11 protein-coding genes are annotated in these 12,544 nt (G+C 25.1%); 7 read left to right on the top strand and 4 right to left on the bottom strand.

All coding sequences use genetic code 11. The features are described 5' to 3' along the window. The first annotated feature begins 81 nt into the window (after window positions 1–81). Window positions 82–927 (top strand): TSCPD domain-containing protein, encoded by an 846-nt coding sequence (locus AC8IGH_RS04135; protein ID WP_507419455.1) that lies wholly within the window; start codon window positions 82–84, stop codon window positions 925–927. Here the strand turns inward: AC8IGH_RS04135 and aspS are convergent. Next, window positions 924–2,714 carry an aspartate--tRNA ligase gene (aspS, locus tag AC8IGH_RS04130; RefSeq protein ID WP_507419454.1) on the bottom strand — a complete coding sequence of 597 codons (1,791 nt, stop codon included), beginning with the start codon at window positions 2,712–2,714 and terminating at the stop codon, window positions 924–926. The two genes, AC8IGH_RS04135 and aspS, sit on opposite strands and share 4 nt — an antisense overlap. 40 nt (window positions 2,715–2,754) lie before the next feature. On the opposite strand from aspS, the gene AC8IGH_RS04125 reads away from it, so the two are divergent. Then, window positions 2,755–3,615 carry a ribonuclease D gene (locus AC8IGH_RS04125; protein ID WP_507419453.1) on the top strand — a complete coding sequence of 287 codons (861 nt, stop codon included), beginning with the start codon at window positions 2,755–2,757 and terminating at the stop codon, window positions 3,613–3,615. Here AC8IGH_RS04125 and AC8IGH_RS04120 read toward each other — a convergent pair. After that, window positions 3,608–4,270 (bottom strand): P-loop NTPase family protein, encoded by a 663-nt coding sequence (locus tag AC8IGH_RS04120; protein ID WP_507419452.1) that lies wholly within the window; start codon window positions 4,268–4,270, stop codon window positions 3,608–3,610. The genes AC8IGH_RS04125 and AC8IGH_RS04120 overlap by 8 nt on opposite strands. A gap of 102 nt (window positions 4,271–4,372) precedes the next feature. On the opposite strand from AC8IGH_RS04120, the gene purM reads away from it, so the two are divergent. After that, on the top strand, window positions 4,373–5,425 hold the full coding sequence (gene purM, locus AC8IGH_RS04115; RefSeq protein WP_507419451.1) for a phosphoribosylformylglycinamidine cyclo-ligase: 1,053 nt from the start codon (window positions 4,373–4,375) through the stop codon (window positions 5,423–5,425). Next, window positions 5,400–5,978 (top strand): phosphoribosylglycinamide formyltransferase, encoded by a 579-nt coding sequence (gene purN, locus AC8IGH_RS04110; RefSeq protein ID WP_507419450.1) that lies wholly within the window; start codon window positions 5,400–5,402, stop codon window positions 5,976–5,978. Before purM ends, purN begins: the two co-directional genes overlap by 26 nt. Window positions 5,979–5,981: 3 nt before the next feature. Here the strand turns inward: purN and ndk are convergent, their stop codons facing one another. Then, window positions 5,982–6,383 carry a nucleoside-diphosphate kinase gene (gene ndk / locus AC8IGH_RS04105; protein ID WP_507419449.1) on the bottom strand — a complete coding sequence of 134 codons (402 nt, stop codon included), beginning with the start codon at window positions 6,381–6,383 and terminating at the stop codon, window positions 5,982–5,984. A gap of 1 nt (window position 6,384) precedes the next feature. Beyond that, the gene (locus AC8IGH_RS04100) at window positions 6,385–7,851 is read right to left on the bottom strand and encodes a leucyl aminopeptidase (RefSeq protein ID WP_507419448.1); all 1,467 of its coding nucleotides are present in this window, start codon (window positions 7,849–7,851) and stop codon (window positions 6,385–6,387) included. A 28-nt stretch (window positions 7,852–7,879) separates the two neighbouring features. Here AC8IGH_RS04100 and AC8IGH_RS04095 point away from each other — a divergent pair, with 28 nt between their 5' ends. From AC8IGH_RS04095 to AC8IGH_RS04085, 3 genes are read left to right on the top strand one after another with little or no spacing between them, the layout of a single operon-like run. Further along, entirely contained in the window at window positions 7,880–8,971 is a 1,092-nt protein-coding gene (locus AC8IGH_RS04095; protein WP_507419447.1) for an LptF/LptG family permease, read from the top strand. Then, on the top strand, window positions 8,972–10,066 hold the full coding sequence (locus tag AC8IGH_RS04090) for an LptF/LptG family permease (RefSeq protein WP_507419446.1): 1,095 nt from the start codon (window positions 8,972–8,974) through the stop codon (window positions 10,064–10,066). Continuing rightward, entirely contained in the window at window positions 10,056–12,377 is a 2,322-nt protein-coding gene (locus AC8IGH_RS04085) for an LPS-assembly protein LptD (protein ID WP_507419445.1), read from the top strand. The genes AC8IGH_RS04090 and AC8IGH_RS04085 overlap by 11 nt, the downstream gene beginning before the upstream one ends. Window positions 12,378–12,544: the final 167 nt, after the last annotated feature.

The raw sequence follows: 12,544 nt of genomic DNA, 5'->3' as shown, positions 1-12,544 counted from the left end.
TCAAGTTGTCTGTTTTTAACTAGACACTTATTACAGATTAAAATAGTGATTTGAAGTCATTAAATTTTTAAGAATCATAAAATGTCTAAATATATTGCTGAAAGTTTTTACACTTGCTTATTTAAAATCACTCATAATTTACAAGAATTAACAAACGAAGCTCTTCAGGAAATTGATAACAGAAAAGATGGAAAAGTTGAGGTTTTGGACGTTAAATTTAATAAAAGAAAGACTAAATCATTAGCAGAAGCGCAAGCTAGTAAAGCTCAAAGCAAAGAACAGGAAGTAAAAGAAATTTCCAGTCAAAAAATTAGTGAAAATATAACTTCTTCAATTTTTAATAATATTCAAGATAACAAATCTTCATCTTTAACTACTGAAAACAAAGCTTTTAGTGAAAGAAGAAAAATGCCTGATCGAAGAAAAGGCTATATCCAAAAAGCAATGATTGGTGATCATAAAGTTTATTTGCATATAGGTGAATATGACGATGGAAGAGTTGGTGAAATATTTATTGATACGAACAAAGAAGGTGAACTTGTAAGATCTTTGATGAATAACTTTGCAATAGCGATATCTTTAGGCTTACAATATGGCGTTCCGCTAGAAGAATATGTTGATGCATTCATTAACACTAAATTTGAACCATCTGGAAAAGTTAAGGGTAATGATAGAATTTTATCTGCATCTTCAATTTTAGATTATTTATTTAGAGAACTTGCAATCTCTTATCTAGGAAGAGAAGACCTTGCTCACACTCCTTCTATTAAAAAAACTGATCAAACAGAAGACTCTGAAGAAAACGCTCAGCTTATCGACGTTCTTAAAAATATTACAAGTAAAGGTTTCTTAAGAAATCAGTATAAAGAAAAATTAGTAGATTTAAGTAATATTAGATTAAATATTAAGAGCAAAAAAATAAATTAGTCTTTTTTAACTAATTTAATATTTAACTCTTTTAATTGTTTTTCAGAAACATCTGATGGTGCGTTCATCATCAAATCTTGAGCATTTTGATTTAACGGAAACATCGTAACTTCTCTTATATTTTTTTCTCCTGCTAATAACATAATAATTCTATCAATCCCTGGCGCTATTCCTCCGTGCGGAGGTGCTCCATAAGATAAGGCATTAATCATACCACTAAATTTATTATCGACCTCCTCTTTTGAATAACCTGCAATTTTAAATAATTTATACATTAATTCTGGAATGTGATTTCTAATTGCTCCAGATGACAACTCAATACCATTACAAACTATGTCATACTGATAGGCTAATAATTCTAATGGGTCTGTTTTTTCAATTAAATCCATCGATGTTTGTGGCATAGAAAATGGGTTATGACTAAAATCAATTTTCTTATCAATTTCATTATATTCAAACATTGGATAATCAGTGACCCAACAAAATTCAAATACATTATCTTTTATTAATTCTAAATTTTTTGCAATTTCAGTTCTTGCCCATGCTGAATATTTTTCAGCATTTTTCTTAATATCGCATACGAAGAATATAGCATCACCACCAGTAGCTTGGATTTTTTTGCATAAAGTGTTTATTGCATCTTCAGAGAAGAATTTAGCTATAGGTCCTTTTCCCTCTAATTTTCCATTATTATTTTCAAGAATAATATAACCTAGTCCCGAAGCCCCTTCTGTTTTTGCGCCTTTATCTAAGTTGTCAAAAAAACTTCTTGGTTTTGAAGATACATTTTTTGCAACAACACATCTTACTACTGATTTTTTTTGAATTAACTTTTTAAATATTTCTAATTTGACGTCTTCTCTCTCAAAAATTTCAGTAACATCATTAATTTCAATTGGGTTTCTTAAGTCTGGCTTATCTGTTCCAAATTTTAACATCGCATCTTTATATTTAAATCTTTTAAAAGGAGTTTTGCTGATTGAATAACCTTTACTAAATTTTGTAAAAACCTCATAAAGTAATGGTTCTACTACTTGAAAAACATCTTCTTGTTCAACAAAAGACATTTCAATATCTAATTGGTAAAATTCTCCTGGACTTCTATCTGCTCTTGCATCTTCATCTCTAAAACATGGAGCAATTTGAAAATATCGATCAAAACCAGAAACCATAATTAACTGTTTAAACTGTTGAGGTGCTTGAGGAAGAGCGTAAAATTTTCCAGGATTTAATCTGCTTGGAACTAGAAAATCTCTTGCTCCTTCTGGACTAGAAGAAGTTAAAATAGGAGTTTGATACTCTAAAAAACCAAGACTCTCCATTTTTTTTCGAATAAATGAAATAACATTCGATCTTAAAATAATATTTTGATGTAATTTTTTTCTTCTTAAATCTAAATAACGATACTTTAATCTTATTTCTTCTGAATATTCCTGATCACTGAATACCGGTAACGGAAGTTCTTTTGTTGAACCTAATACGTTGAAATTTCTTATTAAAACTTCAATAGAGCCTGTAGCAAGATCTTTATTAATTGTTTCTGGAGTTCTCTCAACAACTTCTCCCTCTACTCGAATAACTGTTTCTAGTTTAATTTTTTCTAGTGCTAAAAAATATTCATTTTTATTATCAATGACACATTGAGTCATTCCATAATGATCTCGTAAATCGATAAATAACAAATTGCCGTGATCACGCTTTTTATGAATCCATCCAGACAGAATAGTTTGCTTACCAATATTATTAATTGTAAGTTCTGCGCAATTGTGAGTTCTATATTTATTCAAATCAAACCAGCCTTTTTAATAATAAATTGAGATACAGTTAATGTTCAAAAAAAACAATCATAATTTCTCATTAATTAAAAACAATAAAGAACTAGATCAATTTATTGCAAAAATTAAAAATAAAAAAAAATTTTTCTTAGACACAGAATTTGAAAGAAGATCAACTTACAAAGCTATTATATCAGTTTTAGTTATTTTTGATGGAGAGAATATAGGAATTATTGATTGCTTAGAAAAAAAAATTAAATTTAAGAAAATCTTCAAGTTTTTAAACAAAAAAAATATCACATTAATTATTCATTCTTGCAGACAAGATTTAGAAATATTCTTACCGATAGTTAAAAAAATTTTATTTACCGTTTTTGATACACAAATTGCAGCGATGTTTAATGGTTATAATGAAACTCCATCATATAAAAAATTAGTGCAAGACTTCTGCAAAATTAATTTAGATAAATCTTTACAGAAAGAAGATTGGCTTAAACGACCAATAAGTAAAGAAAGAATTAATTATTTAATTAATGACGTTTACTATCTAAAAATAGTTTTTAATAAATTAGTTAATAAATTAGTTAAAAATAATAAATTAGAATTATTTAATAAAAAAATTAAAGAGGAAGTTTTTAAAATTACTCATGAAGATTATCCGGTAATTTTTAAAAAAAAATTAGGTAATAATATTTTAAAGCATAAAAAATTTAAAAAAATAATTAGTCTAAGAAACAAAATAGCAGAGAAAATTAATCTTCCTAAAAATTGGATATTTTCTGATAAAGAAATTATAAGAAATATAAAAAATGAACAAACTTCTATTATTTCTAAAAATTTGAAGAGTATTGAAATTAAAGAATTAACAAAACAAATTACGAATTTAAAAAAAAATATTAAGAAAATTAAATAATATCTGTAAGCGCCTGATTAATAATTTTGGTATTTATTTTTTTTTTATACAATAATGATAATTGATCCAAGTTCTTAACAAACTTAGATGCGGCTTCATAGCTTCTCTCAATATTTTTTAAAACAAAATTAACTTCTTTTGTAGTAATTTTAATTTGTTTATCGGAAAGCATCTTTGTTAAGATTTGATAAAATAAATCATCAGAAGGATTAGTAATTTCAACGGCAACTAATGAATTTAAACGTGAAATTAAATCTTTTAGTTTAAATGAAATTGTTCCTACTAATTTAGCAGAAGTTAAATAAATAAATTTATTCTTACTTATAAAATCATTTAAAATTGTTTGAAAAAAAACTTCATCATTAAATAATTCTATATCTTCTACAATTAATACTTTTTGAGTTAAAATTAGATCTAGATTGTCTTTATTAACCTTTCTTCCTTCAAAAATTTTAGAGTTAGCCTTATCTGAAAAAATTTTTGTTAAATAAGATTTTCCGGATTTTTTTGGGCCATAAATATTTATTCCTTTAAAACTCCAATTTGGCCATTCCTTTATTAATTTATAAGCGTTATAGTTATTTTCTCCTACACAAAAATCTTCTTCATAATAAAAACTTTTTTCTGGAAATTTAAAAACTATTTGATCTTTCATAAAAAAACATAAAATTACATTATTTTTATAAAAAATCTTATCTAAAAACTGATTGTAAATTAAGAAAACAAGTGTATTGCTGAAGCGTTAATATTTTTTTTAATGAATAATTCAAATTTTACCTATCTTAATAGTGGCGTTGATATCGAAAAAACCACAAATCTAGTCAAATTCATTTCTAAATTATCAAAATCCACAAAAATTAAAGGGAGTGAAATTAAAAACTTTAAAAACATAGGAGGCTTTGGATCTGTATTTGATCTAGGACAATATAAAATTAAAAACCCTCTTATTGTAACTTCAACTGATGGAGTTGGGACTAAACTAGAGATAGCAAATCATCTAAATGATTTTAGGACTATCGGCATTGATTTAGTTGCAATGTGTGTAAATGATCTAATTGTACAAGGTGCAAAACCTGTTGTCTTTTTAGATTATATAGCAATTCCGAAAGTTATTGAAAAAAAATATAAACAAATATTATCTGGCATAGCAAAAGGATGTAGAATTGCAGGCTGTTCTTTATCTGGTGGTGAAACAGCAGAAATGCCTGGTGTGTATACTGGAAATTCTTTTGATTTAGCTGGCTTTGCTGTTGGAATTGTTGGAAAAAAAAATGTAATCACAGGAAATTCAATTAAACATGGCGATATAATATTAGGAGTGCCTTCAACGGGAGCTCATTCTAATGGATATTCTTTAATAAGAAAAATTCTGAAAGATAAAAAAATTAAAGTTAATAAAAATAAAAGATTATATAAGGATCTTTTAACTCCTACTAAAATTTACGTTAAAGAAATATTAAAACTTCACAGCATGAAGTTGATTAAAGGTTGTGCACATATCACTGGTGGAGGAATTATTGAGAACTTACCAAGAGTAATTCCTAATAACTATAGTGCTAAAATTAATCTTTCGAAAATTAAACCAAACAAAATTATAAAATGGATAAAATCAAACGGAGTTGACGATCAAGAAATGCTTAAAACATTTAATTGTGGAGTTGGTTTTTGCATAATTACAGATAAAAAAAATTATCAAAAAATCTCAAAAGTTTTTAATAAATCTTTAAAACCATATGAAATCGGGTCTATTATAAAAAGTAATAATAATAAAAAAATTATACTAAATGAAAAAATTAACTGGAAATATTAATGTTGGTGTTTTTATTTCCGGTAGAGGATCAAACTTAAAAGAATTAATTAAATATTCTAAAAAGAATAATACTAATTGGAAAATCAAATTAGTTATTTCAAACAAGAAAGAGGCTAAAGGATTAACTTATGCTAAAAAAAATAAAATTATAAATTACGTAATTGAGAAAAAAAAAACTCAGTTTGAGGAGAAAGCTTTAAGCTATCTTAAAAAAAATAAAATTAACTTACTATGTTTAGCAGGATTTATGAGAATTTTGTCGAAAGAATTCATTCAAAAATGTAAAATTAAAATTATTAATATTCATCCTTCCCTGCTTCCAAAATATAAAGGGTTAAACACACATGAAAGAGCTATAAAAGCAGGCGATAAATATGCAGGATCAACAGTTCATTATGTTACAGCAAAACTTGATTCTGGTAAAAAAATATTACAAACAAAAGTTAAAGTTTTAAAAACCGATAATGCAAATTCTTTAGCAAAAAGAGTCTTAAATGCAGAACATTCAATTTACCCAAAAGCAGTCGACATTGTTTGCAAGAAAATAGTTTAAAAACTAATCTTTAAAGAAAAAATCTATTTCAATTTTAGCATTTGCTTTGCTATCAGAGCCATGAACTGAATTTTTATCTAAAGAAATGCCATATAAATTTCTTATTGTTCCTTTTGCAGCATCTTTTGGATTTGTGGCTCCCATAATTTCTCTATTTTTAAGGACAGCATTGTCGCCTTCTAACACCATAACAACAACTGGACCTGAGCTCATATAATTGCAAAGATCATTAAAAAAAGGGCGATCTTTATGAACAGAATAAAAATCTTCAGCCATTTTTTTAGATAATTTAACTTTCTTAATAGAATGAATTATCAATGAATTTTTTTCAAAAATACTCACTATTTGCCCTATTAAATTTCTTTCAACAGCATCTGGTTTTATAATTGATAAAGTTTTTTCCATTTTATTCGTAATATTTTTCTACAAATTTATTTAATAATTTAACACCATAGCCTGTTGCTCCTGTAGGGATAATGTCTAAATCTTTTTTTGTCCAAGCCATTCCTGCAATATCTAAATGCGCCCAAGGTGTATTATTCTTTAAAAATCTCTGCAAAAACTGTGCCGCTGTAATAGAACCTGCTCCTCCGGAATAATTAATATTTTGAATATCTGCAATTTTAGAATCCATTAACTTGTCATAATTTTTATGCAATGGAAATCTCCAAAGTTTTTCGTTTTCAATTTCTCCAGCTTTAATTAATTTTTCTGCTAATTTATCATTATTAGAAAATAATCCTGCATATTCATTTCCTAACGAAATAACTATTGCTCCGGTAAGTGTTGCTAAATCAACTATTAATTCTGGTTTATATTGTTCATCCATATAATAGATTGCATCAGCAAGAATTAATCTTCCCTCAGCATCTGTATTTAGAACCTCAATAGTTTTACCAGAATAAGATTTTACGATATCGCCAGGTCTTTGTGCGGCCCCACCTGGCATATTTTCAACTAATGCAACTGCTCCAATAACATAAGATTTCGATTTTCTAAGTGCTAAAGTTTTCATTAATCCTACAACAGCCCCAGCTCCAGCCATATCGTATTTCATATCTTCCATAAATTTTGCTGGTTTTAAAGAAATACCACCGGTGTCAAAACAAACTCCTTTTCCAATAAACGATAGAGGATTTTTATTTTTCGAATTTTTTGGTTTCCAAGTAATAGTTACAAAATAAGGTAGATTTTTACTTCCTTGAGCAACACCTAATAATGCATTCATTCCAATTTTTTTCATTTTTGAATAATCAAAAATATCAACTTTAAGACCTAAATTAGAGAGTTTTTTTATTTCAGTTACAAATCTTTCAGGATTTAAATAATTAGGTGGTTCAGAAACCAAATCTCTTGTTAGAAAAACTCCATGAACAATATCTTCAATATTATTTTTAATTTTAACAAAAAAATTATTGTTAGATGAAGTAATAAATAATTTTATTTTTTCTTTAGCATTTTCATTTTTTTTTAAAATTGTTTTATACTTTACAAAAGTATATTTTTTAAGAAAACATCCTAAAAAAAAATTAAAATAATAATTCTCAAAAGATTTATTCTCATTAGAAAAAATAACATTGATTTCTTTTGCTGATTTAATTTCGCTAATAACTTTGCCACCAATATTTTGATTCTCAGATTCGTCTCTATTATCTTTCTGATTTACAAAAATAATTTTTTTAGGTTTGATATTATGATAATTAAATACAAAATAATCTTCATCTTTATTTTTTAACAATATAGAACTGATTTCATTAGTACTTATGTTTATGAATGATAATTTTTTTGAATTAAACGAAAAATTTTTTTCACAAAAAAAAATATAATAATCTAAATTATTATTAACATTTGGAGTTATCTTTAAATCTAACATAATGATATAAGATCATATACATATCAAAATGAAAAAAAACAAGTTAGGATACTATTTTATCCAAGAGTTTTTAAAAAATTATATTTCTATTCTACTTGCATTTGGACTTATTATTTGGATCACGCAGGCTGTAAGATTACTCGATCTAATCGGCGAAGAAGGAAACTCTATTAATACTTATTTTCTGTACATTTTATCAATAATGCCAAAATTTTTTTCAAGGATTTCATTAATAATTTTTTTTATATCTCTCGTTGTAACTATCTCAAAATTTGAAGACCATAATGAACTTAAAGCTTTATGGTTTTCAGGATTAGAAAAAAAAAGATTTATTTATTATTTGTTAAAATCATCAATTATATTAATTATAATACTTGTAATTATTAGATCTTTTATAGTTCCATATTTTTCTAATTATTCGAGATATCTACTTCTAAACTCTGGAGTTGGCAGTATTGCTCCTTTATTAAAACAAAATAATTTTAATAATCCTCTTAAGAAATTAACAATTTATGTAGGAAAAAAAAATCAAATTAATGAGCTCGAAGATATTATTTTATTTGAAGATAATGCAGATATAAAAAAAACTATAATTGCAAAATCAGGAGTTGTTATCAATGAAAATAAAAAAAATTTACTTGTCTTAGTTGATGGGAGCATACAAGAGGAACGAAAGGATAAAAAAATTTCTATATTAGATTTTGACAAAACAACGCTTGATCTAAGTCAATATAATAAAAAAACAGTAGATTATTATAAATTTAATGAAATTTTGTTATTTGAATTAATAAAAAGATTAAATATTAAAAATGACTCACAACATTCTAATATAATTGGTGAACTAAATGATAGAATTATAATGCCTTTATTTATTCCTTCATTAGTTTTATTAGCGTGTTTTCTAATTATAACAAACAAAGAAGTAATAAATAATAATTTATTAAAAATAATAATTTTTACATATGGAATCTCAATAATAATAGTAAGCGAAATATTATTAGATCTTAGTTCCAAAAAAATATTCGCAAGTTTAGTTTTGTACGTTTCTCCACTGTTATTTTTAATAATAAATTGGATTTTGTTAAATTACTTTCTTAATAGAGAAAATATCAAATCATAAATGTTAAAATCTATAAACAGATACATAATAAATGAATATGTAAAAAGTTTATTTGTTGTCATAGCAGTTATGCTTTCAATTATTCTTTTAATTAATTTATTAGATGAGTTTAATTTTTTTAAATCAAAAAAGGATCTTAAATTTATATTTTTTATAATATTTACTGTTTTAAAAATCCCTAATGTATTAATAAATTTATTTCCGTTTATTGTTTTATTTGGAGGAATAGTTTTTTATCTAAAAATTTACAATCATAACGAAGTCATCTCATTAAGAGTAATGGGATATTCAAATATTCAAATTATATTAATTCCTGCGTTAACTTCATTTGTTATTGGCTATATTATTATATTTTTGGTTACGCCTTTTTCTTCCTCAATGTTAAAATACTATGAAGAATTACGTTCTCAATATAATGAAACAAAAAATTTAGTATTTGTAAATGAAACTGGAATATGGATTCTTGATAAAAATGATAAAGAAAAAAATATAGTAAGAATTGAAAAAATTAATAAAGATTTTTCAACTATAAATCAAATCACTATTTATAATTATGATCTTTATAATAATTTTATTAGAAGAATTGATGCTGAAGAGGGAATTATTAAAGAAAAAAATTGGCAACTAAATAAAGTTCATATTATTTCTGGAAATAAAAAAAATAATAAAGAGAACTATTTTAATAACTATAACTACACTAGCAATATAAATATAAATGAACTTAAAAATGTTTACAAAAATACCGAAACAACTTCTTTATTAGACATTAATAAAGAAATGCAAATATTAGAAGATAAAGGATACTCCACTATAGATCTTAGAATTAGGTATCAAAAATTAATATCCTTTCCAATTTACTTATTAGCCATGTCAATACTTTCTGGATTAATGATTATAAATTTAGGAAAGACTTCTAATTACCTAAAATATGGAACCTACGGAGTAATAATAAGCATAATAATTTATTTTTTAAATGATTTATCAATAACAATAGCTAAATCTGGCATAATATCTGTAGATTTTTCGGTGTGGATACCTATATTTCTCATAATTTTAATAAATTTAGTAGGAATTACTCAGGTTAATGCAAAATAAATTTTTTTTTAAATTATTTTTTGGAATATTTTTATTAAGTTCAAATATTAGTTTTTCTCAGCAAAAAGATATTTACAATTTTTCTGCAGACAAACTAACTTATTCTCAAGATAACAATATTATAGAAGCCATAGGAAATGTGGTAGCTAAAAATCAAGAAGGAAAACAAATTTCTGCTGATAAAATTATATATAATAAATCAACTCAACTCTTGAAGACTTTTGGAAATTCAAAGTTTTCTGATATCAAAAATAGAACTTTAACAGCAGAAAATTTTGAATACGACTTAGAAAAAAAAATTATCACAGCCGAAAATAAAGTAAAATATTTAGATAATTATAAAAATATATATTATTTTAGCAAATTAAATGCTGATGATAAATTTAATGAAATTATTGGTTACAATCTTAGTTCGGATCTGAATAAAGAAAAGTTTCAATCTAAAGATAAATTTAATGAATTTATAGAACCAAAACTTTCTGGAAAAGAAGTAAGTATAAAAGACAATATAACTATTCTTAAAGATGGAAAATTTACATCTTGTAAATCATCTAATGAAAAAGAAGGATGCCCTTTTTGGAATTTAAATGCTGACTTAGTAACACACGACAAAGAAAAAAAACAAATTACTTATAAAAATGCAACTCTAGATTTAAATAATTTTCCAGTTCTTTATACACCTTATTTTTCTCATCCAGATCCAAGTGTAAAAAGAAAAGAGGGGTTTTTAGCTCCATCATTTTCTTCTTTAGGAGCAGATATTGGTTCAACAATTAAAATTCCTTATTTTTATCCACTCTCTGAATCAGCTGATTTTACAATTAGTCCTACTTATTATTTTAAACAAAATCCATTGTTATTAGGAGAGTATAGAGAAAAATATAAAAATGGCTCTTTAACATTAGAAGGTGGATTTACCGAAGGATATAAAGAAATAACAAATACTCAAACGGATGGTTCCAGACATCATTTATTTGGAAACTTAAATCTTAATTTTGAAGACAAAGTCTTAGATAAAAGTGAATTTAATGCAAAAATTCAGAGAGTAAACAACCCTACTTATTTGAGAGTAAATAAAATAAATTCTACTATTGATGGTTTTAAAACTAATCTTGTAAAAGAAGATTTAACAAAATTAACTAATGAAATATATTTTAACTCATTTGGAAAGAATGAAAGTCTAAATCTTAAAACTGCTGCATATCAAAATAACAGTATTTCAAAAGCATCTGATCAATACGAATATATTCTTCCAGAAATTATTTATTCTAAATATAACTTTTTGGAAAATAATAATCTAAACTTTAACTCAAGTTTTAGAAGTTTAAATGCAAACACCAATCAAAACAAAACAACTTTTATAAACAACTTAGATTACACAACTCAAGAATCCTATAATACAAATCTTGGAATTGGATATAAATTTCTTACAAAAATTAATAATATTAACTATTATTCTGACTATAGAACTCCAAACGAAAACTTAAATAGTCAAATTAACCCAATTGTTGGTATTGATGCTTCATTACCGTTTGCTAAATTATCAAAAGAATCTGAACAGTATTTAATTCCTAGAATCCTCACTCGTTATTCTCCAGGAAAAATGACTAATGCAAGATCTAACGATACCTTATTAAACACTGATAACTTATTTTCAATGAATAGAATGAATTCAGATGAATTAATAGAAAAGGACTTATCTTTTAACATTGGTTTAGACTGGAACTGGAAAGAAAAAATTACAAACAAAAGCAATCCTGCTTCAGCAGATTTTTCAATAGGACAAGTTATAAAATTTAACGAAGATCCTGACATGCCAACAAAATCTTCGCTGCAGAATAAAAATTCAGATTTAGTGACTAAAGCAAAATACTTCAGTCCTGGTAATTTTGATGTAACTCTTAAAAATACTTTAGATAACAATTTTAACCACATTTATTATAACGACTTAAATGTAAAAACTTTTTTGAAACAAGGTGAAATTAATTTTAATTTTTATGAGAAAAATAATCATGTTGGGAGTGAAAGATATGCTAAGGCAAATCTAACTTCCTACTTAACTGATAACACTAAATTAATAGCTTCTACCGACAGAAATCTTAAAACAGACCTAACTAATTCTCACAAACTTGGAATTGAAAATGAAAACGAATGTATAAGATATGGTTTTTATTTTCAGAAAAATTACTCATCTGATAAAGACTTAAGACCAGCAACAAGTATTTTCTTTGGCGTAACATTATTACCATTTGGAGATAACTACACAACATCAAACATATTACCTTCTATTGGTGGAAAACAATTATTCTAAAAAATGAGTAAAAAAAAATTTTTTTTACTATTATCTTTTTTATTTTTTTTTTCTAATGTTAATGCAAAACAATTAACTAATAATGTAATAGTTTCTATTGATAATTCAATAATTACAGAACTTGATATTAATAAAGAAATTAATTTTTTAAAATTTATTAACAAAGA

Origin of the sequence: Candidatus Allofontibacter sp., from assembly GCF_038145245.1 — a bacterium.
Lineage (GTDB): Bacteria > Pseudomonadota > Alphaproteobacteria > Pelagibacterales > Pelagibacteraceae > Fontibacterium.
This window is presented reverse-complemented; position numbering and strand designations above follow the sequence as displayed.

Coding starts and splice junctions, on each gene's coding strand:
- AC8IGH_RS04135 (WP_507419455.1), top strand. CDS start 82: ATGTCTAAATATATTGCTGAAAGTTTTTACACTTGCTTATTTAAAATC.
- AC8IGH_RS04125 (WP_507419453.1), top strand. CDS start 2,755: ATGTTCAAAAAAAACAATCATAATTTCTCATTAATTAAAAACAATAAA.
- AC8IGH_RS04120 (WP_507419452.1), bottom strand. CDS start 4,270: ATGAAAGATCAAATAGTTTTTAAATTTCCAGAAAAAAGTTTTTATTAT.
- purM (WP_507419451.1), top strand. CDS start 4,373: ATGAATAATTCAAATTTTACCTATCTTAATAGTGGCGTTGATATCGAA.
- purN (WP_507419450.1), top strand. CDS start 5,400: ATGAAAAAATTAACTGGAAATATTAATGTTGGTGTTTTTATTTCCGGT.
- ndk (WP_507419449.1), bottom strand. CDS start 6,383: ATGGAAAAAACTTTATCAATTATAAAACCAGATGCTGTTGAAAGAAAT.
- AC8IGH_RS04100 (WP_507419448.1), bottom strand. CDS start 7,851: ATGTTAGATTTAAAGATAACTCCAAATGTTAATAATAATTTAGATTAT.
- AC8IGH_RS04095 (WP_507419447.1), top strand. CDS start 7,880: ATGAAAAAAAACAAGTTAGGATACTATTTTATCCAAGAGTTTTTAAAA.
- AC8IGH_RS04090 (WP_507419446.1), top strand. CDS start 8,972: ATGTTAAAATCTATAAACAGATACATAATAAATGAATATGTAAAAAGT.
- AC8IGH_RS04085 (WP_507419445.1), top strand. CDS start 10,056: ATGCAAAATAAATTTTTTTTTAAATTATTTTTTGGAATATTTTTATTA.